A 26756-nucleotide genomic window follows, 5' to 3' on the forward strand; every position below is an offset into this window, starting at 1 on the left:
CGGCCGTCAGCGGGCGCCGTTGGTGATCGCGTCCGAGATGCCGTTCCACAGGCCGGTCCTGGCCGCCAGCGCACGCTCGACGGTCTCGCGGCACTGGGCCCACTTGGCCGCGTCGTCGCCGCACAGGTCGGCGAGCATCTGCATGGCCATCGGGGTGTGCTCCTCGGCGTCGACCTGGATGTGACGGCGCAGGTAGTCGACGAAGGTGGACAGCGAACCGTGTCCCGCGTTGAGCGCGGCGACCTGGTCGAACATGTCCGGGATGAGGTCCTCGCGGCCGAAGGCGAAGGCCGCGGCCTGGCAGTGCACGGGGGCGGTCTCGATGAACTGCCAGGTGGTGCCGACGAATTCGGCGACCGACGCGGACACGCCCGCCTCCGCCAGCGCGGCCGGCACCGGCCGGCCCTCGCGCAGCAGGGCGATGAAGGCGTCGATGCGGGAGGTGTCGGCACCGGCCTGCCGCATGCCGTCGACGTACAGCTCGAAGTGGCTGATGAAGCCCTCCCCGAGCTCGTCGCTCTCCTCGACCAGCACGATGTCGTTGATGAGCCGGCGGCTGCCGGTGGCCGCGGACGGCAGCCACGGCACCTCGACGCAGGTCAGCTGCCGCTGCAGGCTCTTGAGCAGCGACATGAAGTCCCACACCGCGAACACGTGGTGCTCCATGAACGTGACGACGGCCTGCACCGAGGTCAGCTGGTGGTAGATCGGGTGGCTGAGCACCTTCTGCCGGGACGGCTCGATGTCCTGCTTGAGGGTGTCGATCGCCGGGTTGGTCTGATCCCATTCGTACCGAGACATGGCGGGGTTCTCCCTAACTGGATGAGGTGCGGGGCAGGGGCGGGTCGGGTCAGTAGGCGGCGAAGTACTCGCGGTGCTCCCAGGGCGTGACGGCGCCCGCGATGTCCTCGTCGGTGTCCGGGCGCGAGGAGCGCCACGCGTCGAAGCGGGCGGCCTCGCTCTCCTTCAGCTTGATCAGGCAGTTCTTCAGCGGGCTGCCGAGCAGCCGTTCGGCGCTGTCGCTGGCGCGGAAGGCGTCGATGGCCTCGTGCAGCGACGTCGGCAGCGGCGGACGGGCGGTGCGGGCGCCCGCGGCCGTCTGCAGGCCTTCGAGGCCGGCGTGCAGCTGGGAGGCGATGGCGAAGTAGGGGTTGGCGCACGGCTCGCCGAGACGGTTCTCGACGTGGGTGGAACTGCCGCCGCTGAGCACCCGGACCAGCGCGCTGCGGTCCTCGAAGCGCCAGTCCACGCTCGTCGGCGCGAGCGTGAACTCGGGGGACAGGCGGCGGTAGCCGTTGACCGTGGGCACCGACAGCAGGCACAGCTCGCGGGCGCGGGACAGCAGGCCGTCGATGTAGTCCGTGCCGGCGGGGGAGATGCTGTCCAGCACCGCGCTCTCGCCGACGAAGAGGTTGCTCCCGTCCTTGGTGCTGGTCACCGACTGGTGCACGTGCCAGCCACTGGGGTCGAAGCCGGGCAGCCGCGGCAGCGTCATGAACGAGGCGTGGTGGCCGCGGCGCCGGCACTCCTGCTTGAGCTGGGTGCGCAGCAGCAGCATGGCGTCGGCGGCGTCCAGGGCCAGCATCGGGTCGAAGGTCGTCTCCAGCTGCCCGGGCCCCGACTCGTGCTCGAACGAGCGCAGCGGCAGCCCCAGTTGCATCAGCATGGCGGCCAGCGGGTCGGCGATGTGGGACACCGCGTCGTAGTGGCTGTCGAGGTTGAACTGGTAGCCGGGATCGACGGCCTGCACCGACGGGGCGGGCCCCTGCCGGCCGAAGCCGTTGCCCTCGTTGCCCACCGGGCCGTCGGTCAGCCGGGTGAGGTACCACTCGACCTCCAGGCCGATCACGGGCGCCAGGTCCGCCCGCGCGTAGCTCTCGCACACCCGGCGCAGCACGCCGCGGGAGGACAGCGGGTGCGCGGTGCCGTCGCGCAGGTACTCGTTGCCCAGTACCCACGCGGTGCGTGGCTCGGAGCGCGGCAGGATCTGGAAGGTGCGCGGGTCGGGGACGAGCACGAAGTCGCCGGCGCCGCGCAGTTCGCCGATCCCGAGACCGGCGTCCTCCAGGAAGTCGACGGCGACCGCGTGCCCGGTGTCGAACAGGAACGGCCCGGCACTGAAGTCCATGCCGTTGCGCAGCACGGTGCGGAACACGTGCGCGGGCACCGTCTTGGAGCGGGCGAGCCCGTGCGGGTCGCAGAAGACGACCCGCACGAGATCGACCTCGTCGAGATGGAGCTCGACCTGCTCGGCCGCCTCGCTCTGGCGGTCGTCCCACAGACCGAACTCGGCGACGAAGGAGGGGCGGCCGACGCCGCTGTCGCCGCCGTGCAGGGACCACGACCTGGAAAGCATGGTCATCTTCCTTTCGCTGGGAGCGCGGGGGGAGCCAGGGACAGGGCGAGGGCCGACTCGAGGCGCTCGGCCGTGGCCAGCACCCGCAGGTCCTCGCCGATCCGGCCGACCAGCTGCAGGCCGACCGGCAGGCCCGCCGGGGTCAGCCCGACGGGCAGGGAGAGCGCGGGCTGGCCGGTCAGATTGAAGGGGTAGGTGGCCGGGGACCACGCCAGCCAGCGCAGGTCGCCGGGGTCGGCCGCCCAGGCGGGGGCGATCGCGTCGGCGGCGAACGCCTCCACGGGCACCGTGGCCATGGCCAGCAGGTCGTAGGAGCGCATGACCTCGCCCAGCTTGGTGCGCAGGGCCAGCCGGGTCCGCTCGGCGCCCGCCACCGCGGCCGCGCCGAGCGTCCGCCCGTGCCGGACCAGCGCGAGGCGGCCCTGGTCGCACCACGGCTCGTCCTCGGCGGCGGTGCCGTGCGCCTCGGCGGCGGCCAGCACGTCCACCAGCGCCTCGTAGGGGTCGGGGAAGGGCGCCTCGATGCGTTCGACGTGGACCCCCAGCTCCGTCAGGACCGCCAGGGCCCCTTCGGTGGCGGCGCGCACGGGGGCGCTGGTCCCGGCGAACTCGATCCAGCCGATCCGCAGCGGCCCGGCGCCGGACGGCGCGGCGAGCGGTTCGGGCACCGACTGCGGATCACGCGGATCGGGCCCGGCCAGCACCTGCAGCAGGGTCCGGGCATCGGCCACGCACCGGGCCAGCGGGCCCACGTGGGAGAGCCGTTCGGCACACGGCGGCACGTACGGCACCAGCCCGAAGGACGGCTTGAAGCCCACCACCCCGCAGAACGCCGCGGGGATGCGCACCGAGCCGGCCCCGTCGGTGCCCAGGGACGCCGTGCACAGGCCCGCCGCCACGGCCGCGGCCGAACCGCCGCTGGAGCCGCCGGCACTGTGCCCGAGCGACCACGGATTGCGGGTGAAGGCACCGGCCCGGCTGACCGTGCTCGCGCTCCAGCCGTACTCCGACGTGGTCGTCTTGCCCACGACGACGGCGCCCGCGGCCCGCAGCCTGGCCACCGACGGGGCGTCCACCGCGGCCCGCGGATTGGGCAGCAGCGAGCCGCGCCGGGTGGGCAGCCCCTCGGTCTGGATCAGGTCCTTCACCGACACGGTGACGCCCAGCAGCGGCCGTTCGGCGAACGCCGCCCGGCCGCGGGCGGCGATCAGCCGGTCCGCGGCCCGCGCCTCGGCCAGCGCACCCTCGTGCGCCACCGCGACGAAAGCACCCAGGCGCGCATCCGACATCCGGATCGCGTCGAGCACGCCGGCGACATGCTCCGTGACCGTCGAGACGCCGTCGAGAAAAGATTGCCGCGTTTCATGAATGTTACGGCAGACCTGTTGCCCGCCCCTGGTTTTGGTGGAATCTGGCACCGGACCACTACAAGTCATCGCCTCAATTCCGCGCAACTTACGGATCGTTGATGTTTCATCTGCGCCCATTCCGCAGTTGAACGACGCTTTGTTGCTAAAGATCGGCGACCCGAGCAGGATTCCCCGGGTATTTCATACCCGATTAATCCCCAGGAGAAGATCGATGACTCCACGGATGGACAACCCCTCCCTGGTCGTTCCCGGCGCCCTGCAGCCCCTCCTCGATCTCACCGAGGTCATCGGCAAGGTCGGCGTCCCGCAGTCCACCCTCGACCTCGTCCGGCTGCGCGTCAGCGAGATCAACGGCCGCGCCTACACGCTGCCCGACGACCCGCAGACCGCCGACGCCGACAGCCGGCTGCCGCGGGTGGCCACCTGGCGCACCGAGAGCTGCTTCGACGACGCCGAGCGCGCCGCCCTGGAGACGGCCGAGGCCATCACGCTGATGACCGACCCCGAGGACATGGCGTCCGACGAGATCTGGGAGCACGCGGCCCGCTTCTACAGCGACGAGCAGCTCGGGGCCCTGGTCATGCACATCGGCCTGGTCAACTTCTGGAACCGGGTCAACGTCGCCACCCGGCAAGAAGCCGCGGCCTGGCGCTGAGAAGGAGACGGCAACCGTGCTCGAACTCTTCAACGCCGGCCTGGGCAGAACCGGCACCACCTCGCTCAAGGCCGCCCTCGACCTGCTGGGCCTCGGCCCCTCCTTCCACATGTTCGACATCGTCAGCGACGAGCAGCGGCTGCAGCAGTGGGAGGCCGCCGTCTGCGACGGCGAACGCCCCGACTGGCACGCCCTGTTCGACGGCTACCGCTCCGCCGTGGACGGCCCCTGCGCGGTCCACTACGAACAGCTCGCCCAGGCCTTCCCCGACGCCAAGGTGATCCTCACCGTCCGCGACGCGGACAGCTGGTGGCGCAGCACCTACGACACCCTCTACCAGTTCGTGCTGCGCAGCGCCGAGCACCCGCCCGCCCCCGGCTCCCACCAGGCCCGCCTGCTGCGCCTGACCACCACCATGGTGTGGGACGGCCTGTTCGGCGGCCGCTTCACCGACCGCGAGCACGCCATCGACGTCTACCACCGGCACACCGAGGACGTCGTGCGCACCCTGGGCGCCGACCGCGTCCTCGTCTACGACGTGCGCCAGGGCTGGGAGCCGCTGTGCGCGTTCCTCGGCACCGACGTCCCCGACCGGGAATTCCCGCGCGCCAACGACAGCACGGCGATGCGGCAGCGCATCGCCGACGCCGCCCCGGCCGGAGCCTGAGGAGCCTGCGGTGCTGATCTCGGAAATGTCGGTGCCCGGCGCGTACCGGGTGCAGCCCGAGCCGCTGAGCGACCGGCGCGGCCACTTCTTCGAATCGGTACGGGCCCAGGCCCTCTCCGCCGTCAGCGGCTGGGACTTCCAGGTCCGTCAGGTCAATTACTCGGTGTCGAAACGCAATACGCTGCGCGGAATACACGGCACCACGGTTCCGCCCGGACAGGCGAAATTCGTCACCTGCGTGCGCGGCGCCGCGCTGGACATCGCCGTCGATCTCCGCGTGGGCTCGCCGACGTTCGGCCACTACGACGTCACCCACCAGAGCCCGGAGTCGGGCATGGCCGTGTACCTGCCCGACGGCATCGGGCACGCGTTCCTCGCCCTCACCGACGACACCTGCATGAGCTATCTGTGCGGGCAGGAGTACGTCCCGGGCACCATGATCGACGTCGACGCCCTCGACCCGCAGCTCGCGCTGCCCTGGGACCTCCAGGAGCCGCCGATCCGCTCCGACAAGGACGCCGCCGCGCCCACCCTCGCCCAGGCGGCGGCCGCCGGACTGCTGCCGACCTATGACCAGTGCCGGCCCGACGCCGTGGCCGCACTGCTGCACGGCACCGCACGGGGCTGACCCACGCAGCCGACACGGGGGCCGGCGCACGGGCACCACCCGTGCGCCGGCCCCCGTGTCGGCTCACCGGGCGAAGGCCCCGACCTGCTCCATCAGCGTCGCCTGGCGCACCAGATCGCCGCGGTGCACCGCACGCAGACCCGGATCGCGCACGGCGTCGTGGAAGGTCTCGAAGACATTGACGAACTGGTCGCAGGCCGGCGCGAGGATCTTCGTCTCGACATCGCGCTGCTGCAGCCGCAGCACCGGACGCGCACTGTGCGAGGGCGTGAACGCCCACTCCAGCACCAGCCGCCCCTCACTGCCCCACACGTCGTACGTCGAGCGGTAGCTGTGCGACAGCCCGAAGGAACAGTGCGCGCTGACACCGGCGTCGTCGCACAGCAGCGCCGACCCGGACGTGTCCACGCCCAGCCGCCGATCGACCGACAGACTCGCGCCCAGCACCCGGGCGGAGTCACCGAGATAGGCCTGGGCGGCACGCACCGGATAACAGCCCACCTCCCACAGCGACCCGCCGCCCAGCTGCGCCTGGTACTTGATCCCCCCGGGATCGGTCGGCGGGATCCCGAACGACCCGCTGAACGAGCGCAGTTCACCGATCGCCCCGTCCGCGACGAGCGCCTGCGCCTGGTCGTGCTGCGGATGCCGCAGGAAGGCGAAGTTCTCCATGACCGCCAGCCCGCTGCCCGCGGCCAGCTCCGTCAGCTCCAGCGCCACCTGCCGGGAGGACACCGCGGGCTTCTCGATCAGCACGTGCTTGCCGGCGTCCAGCGCCCGCCGCGCCCACCGCGCATGCTCACTGTTGGGCAGCGGGATGTACACCGCCGCGATCTCCGGGGACTCCAGCAGGCTCTCGTACCCGGCCACCGCCTTGCAGCCGGCCCGCGCCGCGACCTCCTGCGCCTTCGCCGCGGACCGGCTCGCGACCGCGACCAGATGGAACGGCGACTGACGGATCGCGGGCACGGCCCGCCGCACGGCGATGTCGGCGCACCCGATGATGCCTATACCGGCTCTCTGCTCGGATTCGAGAACGGACGTCGCTTCTTCGATTTTCACAGGTCCACCTAAGCGATATGGGAATGCGCATGCCGGAACCGGGGTGCCCACCAGACTGGATAGCGGCCCCGTCGTTGTCAATGTCCGATCACCGTGCTGCGCCCACGGCCGGCCGGTCCTTTTGAACGTGCGTTACACACCGATAAAGTGCGGACAACGCCCACGGGGCCCGAAGTCACTGAGGAGGTGCCACGGTGAAAGGGATAATCCTGGCCGGCGGCAATGGTACGAGGCTCCATCCGATCACGCTAGGCGTCTCGAAACAAATGCTCCCGGTCTATGACAAGCCAATGATTTACTATCCGCTTTCTGCACTGATGCTGGCGGGTATTACCGAGATCGAGATCATCACGACCCCGGACGACCTGGAGATGTTCCGCCGCCTGCTGGGCGACGGCTCCTGGCTGGGACTCACCCTGACCTACGCCGAACAGGACAAGCCGCGCGGCCTCGCCGACGCGTTCCTGGTCTCCGCCGACCACATCGGCGACGACTCCGTCGCCCTCGTCCTGGGCGACAACATCTTCCACGGCTACGAGTTCGGCCCGCTGCTGCAGCGGGCCGCCAAGGACATCCGCGGCTGCGTGCTGTTCGGCTACCCGGTGCGCGACCCCGAGCGCTACGGCGTCGGCACCCTCGACGACCAGGGCCGGCTCATCGCCCTGGAGGAGAAGCCGACCGCCCCCAAGACCAACATGGCCATCACCGGCCTGTACCTGTACGACAACTCCGTCGTGGAGGTCGCCCGGCAGCTGAGCCCCTCCGAGCGGGGCGAACTGGAGATCACCGACCTCAACCGCGTCTACCTGGAACGCGGCGAGGCCACACTCATCCCGCTGGGCCGCGGATTCGTCTGGCTCGACACCGGCACCCACGACGCGCTCATGGAGGCCGGCGACTACGTGCAGGTGCTGGAGCACCGCCAGGGCGTGCGCATCGCGTGTCTGGAGGAGATCGCCTGGCGCATGGGCTACATCGACCGCGAGGACTGCTACCGCCTCGGCAGCAGACTCGCCAACTCCTCCTACGGCCAGTACGTCATGGAAATGGCCCAGGCCGGCTGAGGCCGCCCCCGCACCGCCACCCCCTCCCACCGGAAGAATCGGCATCGCCATGAAATTCCTGTTCACCGTCGGCGGCAGCCAGGCGGCCGTGTTCGGCGTCGCCCCGCTCGCCGCCGCCGCCCGCAACGCGGGCCACGAGATCCTGCTGGCCGCCGACGAACCGCTCATGGCGGCCGCACAGTCCGTCGGACTGCCCGCGGTCTGCATCACCCCCGAGCGCATGCGCTACGGCCAGGACGCCATGACGGCGTCCGTCCGCCTGGACGCCCTGATCGACCTCGCCGGGCAGTGGACGCCCGACGTGGTCGTCGGCGGACTCTCCCACGTCCCGCGGGTCCTGGCCGCCCGGCTGGGCGTGCCCTACGTGCGCCACATCTGGCACATCGCCCCGATGGCACGCCGCGACCGCACGGCCGTCGCCGAACTCCAGCCCGAACTGGCCCGGCTGGGGCTGGCCGGCCTGCCCGACCCCGACCTGTTCATCGACCTGTGCCCGCCCTCCCTGCGCCCGCCGGGCGCCCCGCGGGCCAGGTCCATGCGCTGGGTGCCCCGGGTCAGCCAGCGGCGCGTCGAGCCGTGGATGTACACCCGGCCCGAGGGCCGGCCCCGGGTCCTGATCACCGCCGGGACCCGCAACCTCGTGCTCGACACCCCCGGCGGCTCCCTGCGCACCCTGGTCGGGGAACTGGCGGGCGCCGGCGCCGAGGTCCTCGTCGCGGCGCTGCCCGAGGCCGCCGAACGCTTCGGCGCCGAGCTCGGCCCCGGCGTCCGCATCGGCTGGATCCCCCTCGACGTCGTGGCACCCACCTGCGACCTGGCCGTCCACCACGGCGGAGCGACCACGGCGATGACACTCATCAACGCCGGCGTGCCCCAACTCATCATCCCCGACAACGGATACGGCAAGGCCGTCGCCGAAGCCGTCCGCGACTTCGGCGCCGCCGAGCTCGTCGACCGCCACCGCCCGGCGCCCGGCCACGACCCGCACGAGACCACGGTGCAGGCCGCGCGCCGCGTCCTGGACGATCCGCAGTACGCCGAACGCACCCGGCTGCTGGCCAAGGAGACCACAACACTGCCCACACCGGACGAGGTCCTGCGCGACATCGAGGTGCTGGCCGCACGCTGACCCCCCTCTCTGATGCCGCCGGCCGCACTGCGCGGCCGGCGGCACTTCCGTGCGCCGGCTCCCGCCACACGTGCACGCGCAGCGCCCCGGAACCGTCGGAGTGGATCCGCGGGTTCCGGGGCGCTGCGCGTACGCGTGCGGGGCGGGTTCAGCCGGTGGTCAGTGCCTCCAGGCGCGGCACGATGTCCGCGGGCGTCGGCAGGGTGGCGATCTCCTTGGCGAGGAACTGCGTGCGCTCGGTGTAACCGGGGTCCTCCAGCAGCTCGCGGCACGCGGCGGCGATCACCGCGCCGGGCGGCGTGTCGGGCTCCTGGGCCTGCGGCCACAGCGTCTTGCCCGCGCCGAAGTCACTGATCGCCCTCGCGATGGCCTCGCGGTGGTAGTTCGGCGGGAACTCCGGCGGGTTCTCCGGGATGATCAGCTGCGGCACGCCGTTGGCCATCAGGCTGGTGGCGGTGGTCGCCCCGCCGTGGTGGACGGCCAGGTCGCAGGTGGCCGCGGCCACGTCGATCGGGATCCAGCCGACCCGCGCGTCGCCGAGGTCGGCGCCGAACCGTTCGGCCGCACCGGGGGAGGCGGCGATCAGGACCTCGGCGCCGAGCTTGCCGAGCTCGCTGACCAGCAGCGGCATCGTCCAGCCCGGGTCGCGGAACATCAGGCTGCGGAAGCCGGACGTGATGACGACCCGGCGCCGGCCCTCGGGACGGGTGTACATCCAGCGCTCCAGCCGGCGCTGCGGGTTGCTCGGGATCCAGCGCATCGACTGGGCCGCCGGGTCGCCCGCCGGGCGCAGCGAGGGCGGCGTCGAGTCGAGCAGCAGGTCCGGCTGCAGCAGCCCGTCCACGCCCAGCCGCTCCATCTCCGGGCGCAGTTCGGCCTCGGCGCCCGGGTCGATCCCGGTCAGCGGAATGCCCAGGTACTCGACGTGACGCACGTAGGGCACCTTCAGGTGCGCGGCGAGCAGCATCGCCGCGTAGCTCTGCGAGCTGCCCACGACGACGTCCGGGGTCCAGTCCTTGGCCAGCGCCAGCAGCGACTGGACACCGGCCAGCCCCATCTGCGCGAAGCCCCGGCCCTGCCCGATCATCTCCTCGTCGCCCAGCTCGCGCGGGAAGCGCAGTCCCTTGCCGGGGTTGGTGATCCGCATGAAGTGCCGGATCGGGTCGACGGTGTAGCAGAACGTGGGAAGCCCGATGGCCTCCGCGGTCTCCACCCAGGGTTCGTGGGCGGCCAGCATGACCTGATGGCCGGCGTTTCGCGCGGCCGTCGCCAGCGGGGCAGTGGCGTAGTAGGTTGCCTGGCTGCCCGTCGTTATGAACAGGATTTTCATGGCACTCCGGATGCTTTTCGTGAGACGCGGCCAAACGCATTTACGAACCCATGCATGGTCTGCAACGGCGCCTTTTTCTGTCAAACAAACAGAAATGGCAATGCCGTTCAAACGCGGAATTCACGCAGTTGAACACGCCGCCCGGCCGCGGCCGGGGGATTCCGAACAAAGATCCCGGAGGGCCCGGCTCGAACATTGCGCGGACCAGACGTGCTGGCCATCATGAGTCGCGACGTGTGGCGGTGACGCCTCAGGAATACGGATACCGAAAGTCGGTGGCACGCATGAACACCCTGATCTACAACGCCCGAATGGCACTGCGCGACGTCATGGAAGTCAACATCTTCAGCCAGGGCAACGACAAGGTCTTTCTCACGGTGTTCCCCGAGCTGGTCTGGGAGGGCTCCGGCGAGCGCCAGCAAGAAAAGGTCGTCCGCAACGTCATCGACCGCCTGCACGACATGGACCTCGACGTCGCCGGCGGCGACGACGCCGTCCGCACCCTCCTGGACGCCGAACCGGTCGAGATCATCCGCAAGGCCGCCTGACCCGCCCCCAGCCCCACGGCCCCCATCCACAGGAGGTAGGACGGCGTGATACCCCGCTACGCGCTGCCGGAGATGGCCGAACTCTTCTCCGACCAGGCCCGCTACACGGCCTGGACCGAGGTGGAGGTCCTCGCCTCCCAGGCACAGACCCTCCTGGGACGGGTCCCCGAGGCGGCCCTGGCCCGGATCCGGCAGGCCCCGGTGCCCCGGGCCGCCCGGGTCGCCGAACTCGAACGCGACCGCGACCACGAGATCCTCTCCTTCCTCGCCGCCTACTGCGAGACCATGCCCGACGACACCGCCCGCTGGGTGCACCTGGGCATGACGAGCTACGACCTCGTCGACACCGCCCTGGGACACACCCTGGCCCGCGCCTGCGACCTGCTCATCGACACCGCGGTACGCCTGCGCGCCACCCTCGCCGAGAAGGCCGCCGAACACTGGGACACCGTCTGCATCGGACGCACCCACGGCATGCACGCCGAGCCGACGACCTTCGGGCACAAACTCGCCTCCTTCGCCTTCGCCATCGACCGCTCCGTACGCCGGCTGCGCGACGCACGCGAACAGGTGGCCGTCGGCACCGTCTCCGGATCCGTGGGCACCTACGCACTGATCGACCCCTTCGTCGAGGAGCACGTGTGCGCCGCGCTCGGCCTGGGCGTGGAACCGGCCCCCAGCCAGGTCGTGGCCCGCGACCGGCACGCCCAGCTCGTGGCCGCCATCGCCACCCTCGGCGCCTGCGTCGAACAGATCGCGGTCGAGACCCGGCTGCTGTCACGCACCGAGGTACGCGAGGTGGAGGAACCACGCACCGCCGCCTACCAGGGCTCCAGCGCCATGCCCCACAAACGCAACCCCACCACCGGCGAACGGCTGACCGGCCTGGCCCGGCTGCTGCGCGGACACGCCGCGGCCATGCTGGAGAACGTGGCGCTGTGGCACGAACGCGACCTGTCCCACTCCTCGGTCGAACGCGTCGTCCTGCCCGACGCGTTCACCGTCGCGCACTACCAGGTGACCGCGGCGACCGCCCTCGTGCGCGACCTGACGGTCTTCCCCGAACGGATGCGCGCCGCGATCGACCACACCGGCGGACTGGCCTACAGCTCCGCGGTCCTCGCCGAGCAGCTGCAGAGCGGCGGCGAACGCGAGACGATCTACCGCACCATCCAGTCCGCCGCCGACAGCGGCGACTTCCTCGGCGCACTGCGCGGCGCCGGCTACGACACGGGCGCCTTGACCCCGCACCGATTCCTGTCCCACCAAGACATCATCCGCAAACGACTGGAGGAGCTGCGTGAGCTGGATCATTGAGCGCGAGGACGGCGCCCGCCTCGATCTCGACGAGGTACTCGACGTCTACCGCCGATCGGGGCTCGGCGAACGCCGGCCCATCGAGGACAGCGCACGGATGGCCGCGATGGTGCAGGCCGCCAACCTCGTCGTCACCTGCCGCATCGACGGCGAACTGGTCGGCATCGCCCGCAGCATCTCCGACTTCGCCTACGTGACCTACCTGTCCGACATCGCCGTCACGGCCGACCACCAGCGCTCCGGGATCGGCCGCGCGCTGATCGACGCGACACGCAAGGAGGCACCGCAGGCCAAGATCGTGCTGCTGTCCGCCCCCGCCGCGACCGCCTACTACCCCCACATCGGATTCACCCCGCACCACTCGGCCTGGGTGCTCAACCCATGACGGCCCGCACCTGAACTCCAGGTGCCCGGGGCACCCCCCCCGGGCCCCGGGCACCTGGCCAATCCCTTCAGTGATGCATGCCCGCGTGCCCGCCGGCATGCAGCGCACCCGCCGGGCCCACCACCAGCGGCCGCACCATGTGCTGCTCGTGCTCCAGCATGTGACAGTGGTGCACCCCCCGGCCCACCACCGGGAAACGGACCGCGACCGTGACCATCTCACCCGGAGTGCCGTTCGGCCCCGCCGTGATCGCCCCGGCCGTCCCGACCCGGATCACGTCCTTCTCACCGACCTCGTGCGCCTCCAGCTCGGCCGCCGACCGGAAAGCGATCGGCCGGGCGGAGCCACGCACCTGCCGGTCGAACCCGGTGATGTCGTAGAACGCGCGCGAGACCACCTGGAAGTGCGCCAGATGAATGTGCATGGGATGCGGTGACGCCGCCAGATTCAGGTACTTCCACACCTCCACCTCCTCGTGCACGGCGCTGATCGTGTTCCCGTCGTCGTAGGCCATGGCCGTCCTGCGCAGCGTCGTGAGCGTCCCGTTCTCGTCACGGACCTGCACGATGCCGGCCGCGGGCACACTCACCTCCTGCGCGTCGACCTCCTCCATCTCCCACAGCTCGGGCATGTTCTGCGCGCCCGGGCCCACCAGCACGATCCAGCGCGGCGCCCGGTCCTTGGGCAGATCGTCGGCGCCGATCCGCCGGAACGCGGGATCGATGCTCTCGGGCAGCGTGAAGCGGGTGCTCGGCCTGCGATCGGCGACCCGGAACTGCATCACGTCCGGCTCCAGCATGTCGTTGCGCCGGCTGGCCTCGCCCGGCGTGACCCCGCCGAGCGTGTTGACCAGCTTCAGCGACCGGCCGCGGAACGCACTGAAGTCGACCAGGACATCGGCCCGCTCACCCGGGGACAGATTCAACGCCCCCTCGACCTGCCGCGGCCGGTCGGTCAGCCCCTGATCGGTGCCGATCACCTTCAAAGCACCGGACACCGGCACCCCGTCGGCCAGCAGCATCAGCCGGTAGATCCGCGAGTTCGCCGCATTGACGACCCGGAAGCGGTACCAGCGCGGATCGACCTCCAGATACGGCCACACCACACCGTTGACCAGCGTGTACGGAGCGGCATGCACCCGCATCAGCCGCTGCGCGCCCACCATCTCCACCTTGTGCACCAGCCGGCCCGCCAGCGCCCCCGACGCGTCGAGATCGAAATTGCGGTCACTGAGCACCAGCGGCACCTCGTACTCGCCGCGCGGCAGATCCAGCTCCCGCTCCCGCTCACCACGCGCCACGAACAGCCCGGCCAGCCCCGCATACACACTGAACCGGCTCACATGATGAGTGTGGTCGTGGTACCAGAGCGTGGCCGCGTCCCGGTTCGGATAGGCCGACAGCTGCACATCACCCGGCGCGAGAAGATTCTCCATCCAGCCGTCGTTGCCACCGCCGGTGAGCATCCCGTGCAGATGCACCACCGCCCACGGCTCCAGCCCCGACACCCCCGCCACCTCCTGGCAGCCCGCGGTGCCCGGATAGTTGGTCAGCGGATCCGGCGAAGGACCGCCGGCCAGACCGAAGTCGACAGCCGTGACCGGAATCGTGCCGCTCAGACCGTTCTCCCACGCCACCCGCAGCGGCCGGCCGGCCGTCGCCTCGATGGTCGGACCCGGATAGGAGCCCTCATAGGTCCACATCCGCACCGGCGGCAGCTGCGAATGGACCGTGACGTCGGCGGTGCGCAGCCGCACCGTCAGCTCGTCATGACCGCCCCGCGCCCGCGGACGCAGCACGGGCGGGATCCGCAGCCGGTCCTGGAACTTGGCCAGGATCAGCCCGTTGGCCGCGGGCTCGGCCCCCGCGGCGTACGGGGCCGCCGCCGGGGCGGGAGCGAACAGCGGCGCCGCCGCCGCCAGGGCGCCCAGCCCGGCGGCGGCCCCGCCCATCAGCAGCGCACGACGGTCGAGTCCGGGCCGGTCGTCCGGTATCGGTGCAGAGGCAGTGTCCATGGCGCGACGGTAGGGACGCCCGCTCCAAAGGGACTCGAGCTCCGCTCCAGCGCCAGGCCACCGCCCCGCCCCTCACAGAGCGGCCAGCTGGCTGTCCCGGTCGACGAGCGCCGCGTAACTGCCGCCCAGCGCCATCAGCTCCTCGTGCGTACCCCGCTCGGCTATCCGCCCCTTGTCCAGCACCACGATCTCGTCGGCGTCCCGCACCGTCGACAGACGGTGCGCGACGATGATCGTGGTACGCCCCGCACTCGCCGCGTCGATCGCCGCCTGCACCGCCTGCTCGGTCTGGGTGTCCAGCGCACTCGTCGCCTCGTCCAGGACCAGCACCGGCGGATCACGCAGGATGGCCCGCGCAATGGCCAGACGCTGCTTCTCCCCGCCCGAGAACCGGTAGCCCCGCTCACCGACCACCGTGTCGTACCCGTCCGGCAACGCCATCAGATAGTCGTGGATGTGCGCGATCCGGGCCGCCGCGACCAACTCCTCGTCACTGGCGTCCGGCTTGGCGAACCGCAGATTCTCCGCGACCGTGGCATGGAAGAGATACGTCTCCTGCGACACCACCCCCACCGCCGCCGCCAGCGTGTCGAAGGACAGCTCACGCACATCGACACCGTCGATCGTCACACTCCCGGCACTCGCGTCGTACAGCCGCGGAATGAGATAGCTCAGCGTCGTCTTGCCCGAACCCGTCTCCCCGACGACCGCGAGACTCCCACCGGCCGGCACATGCACATCCACCCCCGCGAGCGTCGGCTGCTGGGCTCCCGCATAGGAGAACCCCACCCCGCTCAGCCGCACCTCACCGCGCAACTCCTTCGGCAGCCGCGGACACGCGGGCTCGGCGACATCCACCGGCAGATCGAGATACTCGAAGATCCGGGCGAACAGCTCCAGCGACGCCTGGATGTCGATCCCGATGGTCAACAGCCGCTGCGCGGGCCGGAACAACGCCTGCTGCAGCGTCGTGAACGCCACCAGCGACCCCAGCGAGATCCCCGCCCCCGCCCCACCCGCGGTCAGCCCCGCCACCCAGTAGATCACCGCCGGCATCGACGCCATCACGATCCAGATCGTCGACTGGTACCACAGGCCCGCCGTACTGGCACGGACCTCGATCGCGGTCAGCTTGCGGGACTCCTGCGCGAACGTGCCGGTCAGCGAACGCGACCGGCCCATGGTGTGCCCGAGCATGATCCCGCTGACCGACAACGACTCCTGCACCATCGACGTCAGATCGGCGAACTGCCGCTGCCGCTCCCGGGTGATGACCCGCCGCTCGTCCCCGACATGACGGCTCACCCACACGAAACCGGGCAGCATCACCATCGAGGCGATGGTCAGCCGCCAGTCCAGCACCACCATGGCACTCGTCGTGGCGACGACGATCGTCAGATCCGAGACCAGCGCGGTCGCCGTGGTCGTCACCGTCACCTGCATCCCGCCGATGTCGTGCGCGATGCGGGACTGCACCTCACCGGTGCGGGTGCGCGTGAAGAAAGCCAGCGACATGCGCTGCAGATGCGCATAGACGGCCGTGCGCAGATCGTGCATCACCAACTGCCCGACCCTGGCCGAGACATGGGTCTGCCACACATTGAACGTACTCGTGGCGACCGAGACGACGATCATGCCCAGCGCGAGCACGGACAGCAGACCCGTCCGGCCCTCCGGCAGCGCCTCGTCCATGATCTCGCGGATCAGGAACGGATTGACGAGCGAAACCAGCGACGACGCCGCGACCAGCGCCGCGACGAACAACAGGCTCCTGCGGTACGGGCTGAAGAGCCCCACAACACGCCGTTTGTGCACCGGCAGCGCAGTGGTGGCCGGCCCAGTCGATTGCACGCTGGTCTCCTCCGTGTCCTCAGGCCCCGGCGCCGGAGCGCAGGACGACCGCCGAGTTGAAGCCGCCGTGGCCACGGGCCAGGACGAGTGCCGTCGCCACAGCGGTACGCCGCGGCTCGGTGACCAGATCCAGGCCGTAGCCGGCACGGGGGACCACATGGGCGGTCGGCGCGATCACACCGTCCCGCATACACAGCAGCGCGGCCGCCACATCCAGCGGACCGGCACCCGAACCCAGCCGCCCCGTCATCGTCTTCGGCGCCGTGACAGGCACCGCCCGCCGCCCGAACACACCCGTGATCGCCTCGGCCTCCTCACCATCGAGGCCGGCCACGCCCGCGGCATCCGCGAAGACCACATCGACGTCACCCGGGCACGCCCCCGCATCCTCCAGCGCGATCTCGATCGCCCTGCGCAGACCCGGCGGCCGCCCACTGCCCGGCCGCGGATCGAACGTCGACCCGTACCCGCTGATCTCACCGTAGACATGACGGGCACCACGCCTTCGCGCCGCATCCGCCTCCTCCAGGACCAGCAGCGCACCGCCCTCACCGGGCACATGACCGCACGCCTCCGCATCGAAGGGCAGATACGCCCGCTCCGGCTGATCGGCCCGGCTCAGCCGCCCGGTGGTCAGCTGCGCGGCCCAGCCCCACGGACAGATCGCCGCGTCGACCCCGCCCGACAGGATCAGATCACTGCCCTTGCGCACCAGCCGCCGCGCATGCGCCAGCGCATCCAGACCACCGGCCTGGTCACCGACCACCACCCCGCTGGGCCCGCGCATACCGTGCCGGATCGAGATCTGACCGGTGTTGACGGCATAGAACCAGGCGAAGGACTGATACGCGCTGACGTACTGGCTGCCCTTGCTCCACAGATTGCGCAACTGCCCCTGGCCGAACTCGAAACCACCCGACGTCGAGGCCGTCATCACCCCCATCCCGAACGCGTCGCCCTCCCGCGGATCCACCCCCGCGTCCGCCAGCGCCTGATCGGCACCCACCAACGCCAGCTGCGTCATCCGGTCGGTCTGCGGCACCAGCCGGCTGGGCAGATGATCCTCGGCGCAGAACCCGTCGATCTCCCCGGCCAGCTGCGCCGGATACTGCCCCGGGTCGAAACGCGTGATGCGGCCGATGCCGCTCTTGGACGCCAACGTCGCGTCCCAGTACTCCTCGGTGCCGAAACCGTTGGGGGAGACCACCCCGATCCCGGTCACCACGACGTGAGAGCTCATGCCGTCCCGTTCCTGTCCGGTCGTGCGAGGACCATCGCGCTCTGGAAACCACCGAACCCACTGCCCACCGTCAGCACCGTGTCCGTGCGCCAGTCCCGCGCGGTCAACGGCACATAGTCGAGATCACAGTCGGGATCGGGCTCATGCAGATTGGCCGTCGGAGGCACCACATGGTTCTCCATCGCCAGCACCGAAGCGGCGATCTCGATCGAACCGATCGCCCCCAGCGAATGACCCACCATCGACTTGATCGAACTCATCGGCGTGACCCGGGCATGCTCGCCCAGGCTCCGCTTCACCGCACTCGTCTCGTGCCGGTCGTTCTGCTTGGTGCCCGAACCGTGCGCGTTGACGTAGTCGACCCCCACCGCGTCGATCCGCGCCTCGTCCAGCGCGGCCCCGATCGCCTCGGCCATCTCCACACCGTCGGGCCGCAGCCCCGTCATGTGAAAGGCATTGCACCGCGAGGCATACCCGGCGACCTCCGCATACACATGCGCGCCACGCCGCCGCGCGGACTCCCACTCCTCCAGCACGAACATCGCCGACCCCTCGCCCAGCACGAACCCGTTGCGCGTACGGTCGAAAGGCCGCGAAGCATGCTCCGGATCGTCGTTGCGCGGCGTCGTCGCCTTGATCGCATCGAAACACGCCAGAGTGATCGGCGAGATCGGCGCATCCGTCGCCCCGGCGATCATCACCTCGGCCGAACCGTCCCGGATCAGCTCCGCGGCATACCCCACCGCATCGATCCCCGACGTACAGCCGGTCGACACCACCGTCGTGGGCCCCTCGGCACCCACCGACCAGGCCACCTCCGCCGCGAACGCACTCGGCACGAAGTAGTTGTACAGATGCGGCACCGCATACGCGTGGTCGACCAGGTCCAGCCGGCCGCCGTCACTGACGACCCGGTACTCCTCGTCCAGGCCCATCGTCGCGCCCACCGCACTGCCCACGGCCACCCCCACCCGGTGCGGCCCACAGCCGTTCAGGTCCAGCTGGCTGTCCGCCACCGCCTCACGCGCACTCACCAGAGCGAACTGCGCAGCACGGTCGGTACGACGGACCTCCTGCGGACCCAGCCCGTGCTCGTAGGGATCGAAGTCGACCTCCGCCGCCACCCGCGAACGAAACGGCGCCGCATCGAAGAAACTGATCGAACGAGTCGCGGTACGGCCCTCACTGAGCAGGTTCCAGAAGGCCTTCGCCCCCACCCCGCCCGGCGCCACCACCCCGACACCGGTGATCACCACCCGCCGGCCGCTCACTTCGACTCCCAGGTGTAGAAGCGGCGCGCCATCGCATCCGCCGGCGAACGCCAGGTGGCCGGGTCGTAGGCGCCGATGAACGGATCCAGGTCACGACTGATCGCCACGAACCGCGGATCACTCTTCGCCTCCTCGATCCGCTCGCCGCCCTGCTCGTCGTCGAAGTCCTGAAGATGGAAGTACAAGCCGTTGTACATGAAGAGCTGACGCCGCCGGGTGCCCATGAGGTGCGGCATCTCGGACTCGTCGAAGGCCGCGAAAAGCCGGGCCACTTCAGCACTCGACTGAGAATCCATACGGGCCACTATCAGATTGCTGTGCATACGACGTCCCCTCGGGAATGAACTACGCCTGTCACAAATTCCTTACCAGTGCCGTCCACGACGCGATTTCCTCGTCAGACAATGGCGGCCAGCACGGCTGTTCAGCAAGGTGCATCCCGTAGCCCCCCGCCGGATAAGGCGGATAGAGTCCGTTCCAGGCAAAACCCATCCACATCAGCCCCTCGCCGATGGTCTTTCCCAGGGACCGCAGGGCGGACCTGTTCCGAGGCCGCATCTCCATCTCCGTTCGTGAACCGGTCGTCACCAATTCAGTGACTGCTCAAGAGGGAATCAGTGATCCGTGGAAAATCGATGGAATACCCATCCAGCCGCACTCGCGCCCCCCTGGAGCGCCAAGCGAGCACCACCCGAGCACCACCCACGCGCCATCCGGGCACCACCCGCGCACCGCCCGGCCCCCCCGCGCCACCCATCAACGCGACAACAACACCCCACCCCCACGCACCCCAGAACCCCCCACCACCGCACCCAGCCGACGACGGTCCAACGGCGAAGCCCGCCGCTCCAACCGCGCCTCCAACAACCCCCGCGCCCGCCCCAACTCCCCACCCGCCACCAGCGCGAACAACAAAGTCTCCTCGACCACCTCACACTGCGCCCGGCTCGCACCCACCCGCGCCACCGAACCCACCAACGGCCCCAACAGCACAGCCGCCTCACCCCAACTGCCCCGCACCACCGCCGACAGCGCCTCACACAACGGCACAACCACCCCGCGGAACACCTCCTGACGGTGCACCGCCCCAAACCGCCGCAACCGCTCCAACCCCTCCACATCACCAGCCGCAGCCAACGCCACCGCCCCGTGCAACGCAGCGAACCCCGTCGCCGGCGCCTCCCACCAATCCCGCGGCGCCGCCCCCACCAACTCCTCCACCGGCAACGGACCCTGCCAGCACCCCGCCATCCGCGCCCGCCACAACAACGCCACCGAATCCACCAACAACCGCCCGCCACCCACCCGCGACGCCGTCAACTCCCGCCCGAAACGACGCAACACCGCCCCACCGTCATCCAACGTCAACTCATGCAACGCCGCATGCCACGACACATGCGAACGATGCCCCGCCCGCGCCCCATACCGCCCACTCCACCCATCCAGCCACGCCAACCCCGCCCGATGCTCCCCGGTCTCATAAAAAACATGAGCCCGCGCATGCACCGCATGCCCCGCCGCCGGATGAGCCTCCAGCGCACGCACACACAACGCCTCCGCCTCCTGCCAGCGCTCCTGCTCCTGCCGCACAAAAGCGAGCTGCCCCAAAAACCACCAGTCGTCGCCGTACACCGGCACCAGGCCCTCCACCAGCCGCCACGACTCCTGCCCACTCGTCACCCCACTGAAGGACACCGTCGGCACCGCCGCACTCACCACCAACGCATCACGCGGATACGCCCCGATGTGCCCCAGCAACGCCGCCCTGCCCTCCTCCTCGCTCCCCGCCACACGCGCACGCACCGCCGCAACCAGACTCCGCTCACGAGCATCCGCACGCCGCACCGCCGCACGCTCCGCCCGCGCCAACACAGCCGACACATCCACAGCACCCGCGCACTCATGACCGATCAACGCCAGCGCACCAAGACCCACCGCAAAATCCGGATCCTGCGCAACCGCCTCGACCAACAACTCCTGCGCACCCACCCGCCCCGCCAGCACACGCCCCAGCGCCCGGTCGTACAACTGCGCCACCCGCGGCGTCGTACTCAACGCCAGCCCGAACCGGTCCCTGGGCCGCCGCACCCCCCGCGGAGCACACACATCCAGCACACTCGCCGCAACCTCGGCCGCCTGAGCACGGATCTCCGGGATCGCCGTGGTCTCCAGCAGATTCCCCCGCCGCGCCGCCCCCAGCGTCCACAACCGAGGAGCAGGCCCCTCAGCAGCCAACAGCCGCCCATCACCACACGTGTCGAAACCCAGCCCCGCCGGACCCGGCCGAGCCTCCCCACGCGCCAGCAGACCACGCACCAAAGGATCCACCGACCGCCGCAGATCACTCTGCGCACCCGTGCAGTTCACCACCGCACCCACCCGCAGCACCCGGCCGTCACTGAGCACCACCTCCAGCCCGCCCTCGACCGCAGTCGTACGCACCACCCGCCCCGCCGACACCCGCAGCCCGCCCCCCGCACGCAACGCCCGCACAGCCGCCGCCGTACGCGGAGCCAGACGATGCCGGTGCACCTCCCAGGCCCGCAGATCCTCCCGGAAGAAACGCGCACGATCCGAGCCGGACAACTGCTGCCACAACCGCGCCGTCACCGGCCGCAGACCATCAAGACCAGGCCGCCAGTCACCACAAGCCCGCCGCGTCGCAGCCAGATGCCGGCGAACATCACGACGCAGCACATCCAGCCCGCGCGACCCGTCCAGAACAGCCGGCGCAGCCGGAGCAGCCGGCACCGCAAGATGCTCCTGAGGCACCAGACCATTCCGCGACACCGCATGCACCACCCGCCCCGGCCGCGCCAGCGAAACAGCCACATCAGCCATCGTCAGACCCGTCCCCACCAGCAGCACATCACCCCCCTCCGCCACCCGCTCCAAAGCACCCGCAGCCCACGGATCCGCGACGAACCGCCCACTCGCCCGCAACCCCCCGCACGCCCACTCCACCGACGGAGGAAGACCACCCAGCGCCAGCACACCCGCATCCACCCGCAACCGCGCCCCACTGCCCAACAGCACCACCAGCCCCCGCCCCTGCACCCGCGCATCGACCACCCGCTCACGCACCCGGTGCAACCGCACCCCCGGCGCACCGTCGACCGCCTCCTGCAGCACATCGGCCAGATACCCGCCGAACGTCCCACGCGCCACGAAGTCCCCAGGCAACACCCCCGGATGACGAACCCTCAGCCACCGCAGAAAATGATCCGCATCATCAGGCAGCGCACTCATCTTCGCAGCCGGCACATTCAGCACATGCCGACGGTCACCGGTCCCATAGGCAACACCCCGGCCGGTCCACTCACCCGGATCGACCAGCCACAACTCCAGCCGCACACCCGCCGCACCCGCCTGACGCACCAACTGAACAGCCGCCAGCGTGCCCGCCGCACCGGCCCCGACAACGGCCACACGACGCGTAGAAGAGAACTCATTCATCACATCACTCCTGACTGGTTCGGCCCGCACCACCGCCGGCACCCGCTGCCCCGAACACCCCACCGACCACCACCGCACCGAGCGCGGCCCCGACATCCCGATCAATCAGCAGGAACGAGCCCACACGCCGGTCACAGTGACGAACCGCAACAACGCACCCGCCACAACCAGCACGTCGACAGGCATCGCTAGAAATACCCCTCGCGCTTGCGATCCTCCATCGCAGCCTCCGAAACCCTGTCGTCCGCCCGGGTCGCACCCCGCTCAGTCAGCCGGCTGGCCGCAACCTCCGCCACGATCTCCGCATCCGTGACCGCCTCCGAATCGACAGCCCCCGTGCACGACATGTCACCCACGGTCCGATACCGCACCACACGCCGCTGCGGCACCTCACCCGCCCTCGGACCACCCCACGACCCCGCAGACAGCCACATACCGTCCCGCGAGAACACCTCACGCTTGTGCGCGTAATAGATCGACGGCAGCTCGACACGCTCACGCTCGATGTACTGCCACACATCCAACTCGGTCCAGTTGGACAACGGAAACACCCGCACATGCTCACCCGGCGCATGCCGCCCGTTGTACAACGACCACAACTCCGGCCGCTGACGCCGCGGATCCCACGCACCGAACTCGTCCCGCAACGAGAACACACGCTCCTTGGCCCGCGCCTTCTCCTCGTCCCGGCGCCCACCACCCAGCACCGCATCAAACCGATGCGCCTCGATCGCATCCAGCAACGGCACCGTCTGCAACGCATTACGCGACCCGTCCGCCCGCTCCCGCAACCGCCCCGCATCCAGATACTCCTGCACACAGGCGACATGCAGCCGCAGCCCCGCACGCGCCACCACCCGATCCCGATGCGCGATAACCTCCGGAAAATTGTGCCCGGTATCCACATGCAGCAGCACGAACGGCACCGCCGCCGGACGAAACGCCTTCAACGCCAGATGCAACATCACCAGCGAGTCCTTGCCACCCGAAAACAAGATCACCGGCCGCTCGAACTCACCCGCCACCTCACGCATCACATGAACGGACTCCGCCTCCAAAGCATCCAGATGCGACAACGCCAACACCGCCCCACCACCAGACACCCGACTGCCCTCGGCCGACATCACACCAGCCCCCTCTCAGCCAGGAAACCCTCCAACTGCACCGCACACCCAGCCACCGACCGCCCCGTCGTACCGATCCGCAACTCCGGACTGCACGGCTCCTCGTACGGATCGTCCACACCGGTCAGACCGCTCAACTGCCCCGCAGCCTGCCGCGCATAGAGCCCCTTCACATCACGCTCACCACACACCTCGACCGGCGTCGCCACATGAACCTCCACGAACGCCGTCCCATGAGCCGCATGACGAGCCCGCACTGCCGCACGCGACGCCGCATACGGCGCGATCACCGGAGCCAGAACCATCACACCGTGCGCCGCCAACCGCTGCGCCACGAACCCCACCCGGCCCACATGCGCATGCCGGTCCTCACGAGAGAAACCCAGATCCCTGGAGAGGAACAGACGCACCTCATCACCGTCGAGAACCTCCACCCGCCGCCCCCGCGCCCGCAACCGCTCCGCCAGAGCCCGGGCCAGCGTGGACTTCCCCGCACTGGGCAGCCCGGTCAGCCACACAGTCGCCCCACGACCACCAGGCCCGGCGAGCACACCGGCCGGAACCGGCGCACCGGCCCCCAGAGACTGAACAGACGCCACGGCGACACCCTCCTCGGCTGACATCCCGCGCCTCAAGCGGTGACGAACTCGACCAGAGCCCGCCCCAGCACATCCATGTCGATCCGATGCCACGAACCCGGCAACTCCACAGAACGCCCGCCAGGCAGCGCCGCAGCCGTCGCACGCGCGGCCGCCCGCAGCCACTCGCTCGTGTGATCGCTGTTCAGAACCAAAGACGGCGTCGCGCAGCCGGCCAGCCGCTCCACCGGCACCTCACAGTCGCCACAGATCTCCAGGTCATAGGCCAGCGTGTGCGCATTGGCCTCATTGACCGCCCAGATAGGCCCCTTGCGCCACTCCGCAACCGTGTCCGGCGTCAGCCCCAGAAAACTGCCGAGGTAGTACTCCACCGCCTCGTGACGCCGCTCCTGCTCCATCAGCACCCGGATCGTCTTCGCCACGTTCCACGGAGGCTTCGGAAAACCCTCCGTGCGGTAGAACGGCTCGTGCAGCGCCAGCCGGCTGACCGGCACACCCGACAACACCGCCTCGATCGCCAGGTTCGCCCCGGAACTCCCCGCGAACACCGCGGCCGACCCGCCGGCCTCCTGGATGACCGCCTCCAGATCCTCCACCTCACGCGCCACCGCATACTGCGCGGCATCACCGCTCTCACCCCGCCCACGCCGGTCATAGACGTACACGGTGCAGTGCGCGGTGAGCTCCGGCACCAGCGCGTCGAAGATGGTGTGATCGCGGAACGAACCGTTCAGCAACACGATCGGCGGCCCCTGACCGGCCTTCTCATAGGCGATCGTCGTGCCGTCCCTGGAAATGACTTTGCGCATCACGCACTCCTCACACCGGAACCGAGGCGCTGTCACCCCGCGTACTCGAAATCGTCGAGTGACGCAGTGGACCACCGCTCGAGAACCGGTCGTGAGCACGCTCAGACAGGACGGAGAACGACCCCGAAGAACACCGAGCTACGGGACCAGGCGCAGTTCCACCCAGTCCACCACGTCACCGTCCAGGCGATAACGATCGACCTCCAAGGTGAACCCGGCCCGCTCGGCGAACCGCAACCCCGCAGCGCTCGAGGCCAGCAGAACCGTCTCGACCTCCTCCGCACCCAGAGAACGAGCCACGGCCAGGCCGCGCTCGTACAGAGCCAGACCGAACCCACGGCCCCGGTGCTCCGACAGCACACGCGAGATCACCACACCCACCCCGCCCCGCGGCGCCCGCACGGTCGAGCAGCCGACCAGAACACCACCGGCGTAAGCCACCTCCAGGACATTGCGCCCCGCCCGCTCACACACATCACCGGGGGACAGACGCGCGGACTCGGCCGGCACCACCGTGTTGTGCACGTACTGCCAGTCGCCGACCAGAGCACCATCAATGCCGGCATCACCGGTCAGAGTCTCGATACGAAGATCAGTCATCGCCGCAGCCAACCGCGCAGACACCGAACTGTCAGTGACGCCCGGCACATACGGAGGGTCCCGGAGCGGGGCAACCACCAGGACCTGCCCGGCCGTCAACGACGTTCCCGCGCTCAGTCATGCCTGTTGCCCCCTCGACGGTTCCAAGCCGACCAAGACCGGGCTAACCACTTCGCTTCGTCAACCGTCCGCCTTCGACGCTCAAGCAGCTGGAGAAGACTCTCTACAGGTTCTGTGACGAGCCCTATGGCAACTCCGATAGCGAGTGGTGACTGCTTCAGTTTGCACACAAGAGAAAAGCAGGGCGAGCAATCACCACGCCGGAAGTTTCCCGATACAAGCACCTTGCCAGGTGGCCAAATTCCTGCAAGGTCAGGGTAGTTACGGTATATTGGGCACTACGACCTGCCGAGGAAAAGGATCCCTGTAATGCCGGAAAGGACACACGATTTCGGCCATTACGGGGCCCAGGGCATCAAAGGCAGCGAAGCTGTAGCCCGTCAGCTCGACCAGCTCGCCGGATTCATCGCCACCCCGGTCACCGCCAAACGTGGCCTCCAGGCGCGCCTCGCCTACCTTACGAGGTCGGAACACGCCCGACAGGCCGCCCGGGCAGCAGGCCTGACCGTCACCGACCGCACCATCAAGGCCTGGATCGACGGCAAGCGCAGCCCCTCCAAGGCCAGCCTCGAGCAGATCGAAACCGCATACCGCACCGTGCGCCGGCAGAACGTTGCCCGCTACCTGCTGCGTCGACTCAATGCCGGGGGAGGGACGAGGGTGGAGATCCACCCGTTCAACCAGTCCCGGGTCGACCGCAGGTTCCAGCGGGTGTTGGAGTACCGCAGCCTCAATGTCCGGCAGTGGGACACTCTCATCCGGTCCTGGGCGGCAAGGGACATGGGCTCTCTTGACAATGCGTGGGTGGACACCATTGTGGATCTGGGATCCCAGTGGGGACAGTATGAATACGTGTCGACTGTCGGGTTTGCCGCGTAGGAAATGATGGTTTGTCAAGTCCTGGTTTTGGGAAGGATTTGACGCTCCGTCAGCCGGAGTGCGGGCCCCTGCTGTTGCTGCCGCTTTTAGGTAAATTCGCGGAGCGTATTTACCCCGTAATTCGCGGAGCGAATTACGGCAGGCCGAATTTCGGAGCAATTCGAGCCGCGGACAACGGAGTTGGCCGCGCCGGGCACGGAGTGGCCGGCCAGCCGCGCGGAGCGCGGCGGTTCTTCCGCCGCGTAGCGGCGGCGCGTCGTGTCTGCGGAGCAGACCGCGCGC

The 26756-nt window shown here is 69.7% G+C and carries 24 protein-coding genes; 9 read left to right on the top strand and 15 right to left on the bottom strand.

From position 1 onward, the window contains the following. Nucleotides 1-6: 6 nt before the first annotated feature. From ABT127_RS32715 to ABT127_RS32725, 3 genes are read right to left on the bottom strand one after another with little or no spacing between them, the layout of a single operon-like run. A complete protein-coding gene (locus ABT127_RS32715; protein WP_351458048.1) occupies nt 7-801 on the bottom strand; it encodes a DUF3050 domain-containing protein in 795 nt (264 codons plus the stop codon). Between the two features lie 49 nt (nt 802-850). Continuing rightward, nucleotides 851-2356 carry a glutamine synthetase family protein gene (locus tag ABT127_RS32720; protein ID WP_351458051.1) on the bottom strand — a complete coding sequence of 502 codons (1506 nt, stop codon included), beginning with the start codon at nt 2354-2356 and terminating at the stop codon, nt 851-853. A 2-nt stretch (nt 2357-2358) separates the two neighbouring features. Next, nucleotides 2359-3663, bottom strand: coding sequence for an amidase (locus ABT127_RS32725; RefSeq protein ID WP_351458054.1), 1305 nt, complete (start codon nt 3661-3663; stop codon nt 2359-2361). 274 nt (nt 3664-3937) lie between these two features. Between ABT127_RS32725 and ABT127_RS32730 the strand changes: the two genes are divergently transcribed. The 3 genes from ABT127_RS32730 to ABT127_RS32740 are packed head-to-tail and all read left to right on the top strand — an operon-like array spanning nt 3938 to nt 5676. Beyond that, entirely contained in the window at nt 3938-4381 is a 444-nt protein-coding gene (locus ABT127_RS32730; RefSeq protein WP_351458056.1) for a carboxymuconolactone decarboxylase family protein, read from the top strand. A 16-nt stretch (nt 4382-4397) separates the two neighbouring features. Continuing rightward, nucleotides 4398-5048, top strand: a complete 651-nt coding sequence (locus tag ABT127_RS32735; RefSeq protein ID WP_351458059.1) for a sulfotransferase family protein — start codon at nt 4398-4400, stop codon at nt 5046-5048. A 10-nt stretch (nt 5049-5058) separates the two neighbouring features. Beyond that, the gene (locus tag ABT127_RS32740; protein ID WP_351458061.1) at nt 5059-5676 is read left to right on the top strand and encodes a dTDP-4-dehydrorhamnose 3,5-epimerase family protein; all 618 of its coding nucleotides are present in this window, start codon (nt 5059-5061) and stop codon (nt 5674-5676) included. Nucleotides 5677-5739: 63 nt separating this feature from the next. Here ABT127_RS32740 and ABT127_RS32745 read toward each other — a convergent pair whose 3' ends face one another. After that, nucleotides 5740-6738: a Gfo/Idh/MocA family protein gene (locus tag ABT127_RS32745; RefSeq protein WP_351458064.1), complete on the bottom strand. Its 999-nt coding sequence runs from the start codon at nt 6736-6738 to the stop codon at nt 5740-5742. A 194-nt stretch (nt 6739-6932) separates the two neighbouring features. Here ABT127_RS32745 and rfbA point away from each other — a divergent pair, with 194 nt between their 5' ends. Both rfbA and ABT127_RS32755 read left to right on the top strand, forming a co-directional pair. Beyond that, on the top strand, nt 6933-7802 hold the full coding sequence (rfbA, locus tag ABT127_RS32750) for a glucose-1-phosphate thymidylyltransferase RfbA (protein ID WP_351458067.1): 870 nt from the start codon (nt 6933-6935) through the stop codon (nt 7800-7802). A 49-nt stretch (nt 7803-7851) separates the two neighbouring features. Then, a complete protein-coding gene (locus ABT127_RS32755; protein WP_351458069.1) occupies nt 7852-8931 on the top strand; it encodes a glycosyltransferase in 1080 nt (359 codons plus the stop codon). Between the two features lie 148 nt (nt 8932-9079). On the opposite strand, the gene ABT127_RS32760 is transcribed toward ABT127_RS32755, so the two are convergent. Beyond that, on the bottom strand, nt 9080-10261 hold the full coding sequence (locus ABT127_RS32760; RefSeq protein ID WP_351458071.1) for a glycosyltransferase: 1182 nt from the start codon (nt 10259-10261) through the stop codon (nt 9080-9082). A 284-nt stretch (nt 10262-10545) separates the two neighbouring features. On the opposite strand from ABT127_RS32760, the gene ABT127_RS32765 reads away from it, so the two are divergent. The 3 genes from ABT127_RS32765 to ABT127_RS32775 are packed head-to-tail and all read left to right on the top strand — an operon-like array spanning nt 10546 to nt 12511. Further along, on the top strand, nt 10546-10809 hold the full coding sequence (locus tag ABT127_RS32765) for a hypothetical protein (RefSeq protein WP_351458114.1): 264 nt from the start codon (nt 10546-10548) through the stop codon (nt 10807-10809). Nucleotides 10810-10854: 45 nt separating this feature from the next. Continuing rightward, nucleotides 10855-12126 (top strand): adenylosuccinate lyase, encoded by a 1272-nt coding sequence (purB, locus tag ABT127_RS32770; RefSeq protein ID WP_351458073.1) that lies wholly within the window; start codon nt 10855-10857, stop codon nt 12124-12126. Continuing rightward, nucleotides 12110-12511 (top strand): GNAT family N-acetyltransferase, encoded by a 402-nt coding sequence (locus ABT127_RS32775; protein WP_351458076.1) that lies wholly within the window; start codon nt 12110-12112, stop codon nt 12509-12511. The genes purB and ABT127_RS32775 overlap by 17 nt, the downstream gene beginning before the upstream one ends. 67 nt (nt 12512-12578) lie before the next feature. Here the strand turns inward: ABT127_RS32775 and ABT127_RS32780 are convergent, their stop codons facing one another. The 10 genes from ABT127_RS32780 to ABT127_RS32825 form a co-directional block, all read right to left on the bottom strand. Then, on the bottom strand, nt 12579-14525 hold the full coding sequence (locus ABT127_RS32780) for a multicopper oxidase family protein (protein ID WP_351458079.1): 1947 nt from the start codon (nt 14523-14525) through the stop codon (nt 12579-12581). A 72-nt stretch (nt 14526-14597) separates the two neighbouring features. Then, on the bottom strand, nt 14598-16376 hold the full coding sequence (locus ABT127_RS32785) for an ABC transporter ATP-binding protein (protein ID WP_351458081.1): 1779 nt from the start codon (nt 16374-16376) through the stop codon (nt 14598-14600). Nucleotides 16377-16395: 19 nt separating this feature from the next. Beyond that, nucleotides 16396-17616, bottom strand: coding sequence for a ketosynthase chain-length factor (locus ABT127_RS32790; protein WP_351458084.1), 1221 nt, complete (start codon nt 17614-17616; stop codon nt 16396-16398). Continuing rightward, complete coding sequence (locus tag ABT127_RS32795; RefSeq protein ID WP_351458086.1) at nt 17613-18887, bottom strand: beta-ketoacyl-[acyl-carrier-protein] synthase family protein; 1275 nt, start codon at nt 18885-18887, stop codon at nt 17613-17615. Before ABT127_RS32795 ends, ABT127_RS32790 begins: the two co-directional genes overlap by 4 nt. Then, the gene (locus ABT127_RS32800; protein WP_351458089.1) at nt 18884-19210 is read right to left on the bottom strand and encodes a TcmI family type II polyketide cyclase; all 327 of its coding nucleotides are present in this window, start codon (nt 19208-19210) and stop codon (nt 18884-18886) included. Before ABT127_RS32800 ends, ABT127_RS32795 begins: the two co-directional genes overlap by 4 nt. A 433-nt stretch (nt 19211-19643) precedes the next feature. Continuing rightward, the gene (locus ABT127_RS32805) at nt 19644-22343 is read right to left on the bottom strand and encodes an FAD/NAD(P)-binding protein (protein WP_351458092.1); all 2700 of its coding nucleotides are present in this window, start codon (nt 22341-22343) and stop codon (nt 19644-19646) included. 188 nt (nt 22344-22531) lie between these two features. Beyond that, nucleotides 22532-23467, bottom strand: a complete 936-nt coding sequence (gene cysD, locus ABT127_RS32810; RefSeq protein WP_351458117.1) for a sulfate adenylyltransferase subunit CysD — start codon at nt 23465-23467, stop codon at nt 22532-22534. Next, nucleotides 23467-24090, bottom strand: coding sequence for an adenylyl-sulfate kinase (cysC, locus tag ABT127_RS32815; protein ID WP_502971819.1), 624 nt, complete (start codon nt 24088-24090; stop codon nt 23467-23469). The genes cysD and cysC overlap by 1 nt, the downstream gene beginning before the upstream one ends. Before the next feature lie 8 nt (nt 24091-24098). Then, entirely contained in the window at nt 24099-24875 is a 777-nt protein-coding gene (locus tag ABT127_RS32820; RefSeq protein ID WP_351458094.1) for an alpha/beta fold hydrolase, read from the bottom strand. A gap of 138 nt (nt 24876-25013) precedes the next feature. Next, nucleotides 25014-25475: a GNAT family N-acetyltransferase gene (locus tag ABT127_RS32825; RefSeq protein ID WP_351458097.1), complete on the bottom strand. Its 462-nt coding sequence runs from the start codon at nt 25473-25475 to the stop codon at nt 25014-25016. Nucleotides 25476-25904: 429 nt separating this feature from the next. Here ABT127_RS32825 and ABT127_RS32830 point away from each other — a divergent pair, with 429 nt between their 5' ends. Then, nucleotides 25905-26474, top strand: a complete 570-nt coding sequence (locus tag ABT127_RS32830) for a transcriptional regulator (protein ID WP_351458100.1) — start codon at nt 25905-25907, stop codon at nt 26472-26474. Nucleotides 26475-26756 lie beyond the last annotated feature (282 nt).

Origin of the sequence: Streptomyces sp. NPDC001904 (assembly GCF_040297005.1) — a bacterium.
Classification (GTDB): domain Bacteria; phylum Actinomycetota; class Actinomycetes; order Streptomycetales; family Streptomycetaceae; genus Streptomyces.

Excerpts from the sequence above, each read along its gene's own strand:
- ABT127_RS32760 (WP_351458071.1), bottom strand. The coding sequence starts at position 10,261 with ATGAAAATCCTGTTCATAACGACGGGCAGCCAGGCAACCTACTACGCC.
- ABT127_RS32825 (WP_351458097.1), bottom strand. The coding sequence starts at position 25,475 with ATGACTGATCTTCGTATCGAGACTCTGACCGGTGATGCCGGCATTGAT.
- ABT127_RS32755 (WP_351458069.1), top strand. The coding sequence starts at position 7,852 with ATGAAATTCCTGTTCACCGTCGGCGGCAGCCAGGCGGCCGTGTTCGGC.
- ABT127_RS32800 (WP_351458089.1), bottom strand. The coding sequence starts at position 19,210 with ATGCACAGCAATCTGATAGTGGCCCGTATGGATTCTCAGTCGAGTGCT.
- ABT127_RS32730 (WP_351458056.1), top strand. The coding sequence starts at position 3,938 with ATGACTCCACGGATGGACAACCCCTCCCTGGTCGTTCCCGGCGCCCTG.
- ABT127_RS32805 (WP_351458092.1), bottom strand. The coding sequence starts at position 22,343 with ATGAATGAGTTCTCTTCTACGCGTCGTGTGGCCGTTGTCGGGGCCGGT.
- ABT127_RS32820 (WP_351458094.1), bottom strand. The coding sequence starts at position 24,875 with ATGCGCAAAGTCATTTCCAGGGACGGCACGACGATCGCCTATGAGAAG.
- ABT127_RS32765 (WP_351458114.1), top strand. The coding sequence starts at position 10,546 with ATGAACACCCTGATCTACAACGCCCGAATGGCACTGCGCGACGTCATG.
- ABT127_RS32830 (WP_351458100.1), top strand. The coding sequence starts at position 25,905 with ATGCCGGAAAGGACACACGATTTCGGCCATTACGGGGCCCAGGGCATC.
- ABT127_RS32780 (WP_351458079.1), bottom strand. The coding sequence starts at position 14,525 with ATGGACACTGCCTCTGCACCGATACCGGACGACCGGCCCGGACTCGAC.
- ABT127_RS32790 (WP_351458084.1), bottom strand. The coding sequence starts at position 17,616 with ATGAGCTCTCACGTCGTGGTGACCGGGATCGGGGTGGTCTCCCCCAAC.
- ABT127_RS32720 (WP_351458051.1), bottom strand. The coding sequence starts at position 2,356 with ATGCTTTCCAGGTCGTGGTCCCTGCACGGCGGCGACAGCGGCGTCGGC.
- cysD (WP_351458117.1), bottom strand. The coding sequence starts at position 23,467 with ATGTCGGCCGAGGGCAGTCGGGTGTCTGGTGGTGGGGCGGTGTTGGCG.
- cysC (WP_502971819.1), bottom strand. The coding sequence starts at position 24,090 with ATGTCAGCCGAGGAGGGTGTCGCCGTGGCGTCTGTTCAGTCTCTGGGG.
- ABT127_RS32715 (WP_351458048.1), bottom strand. The coding sequence starts at position 801 with ATGTCTCGGTACGAATGGGATCAGACCAACCCGGCGATCGACACCCTC.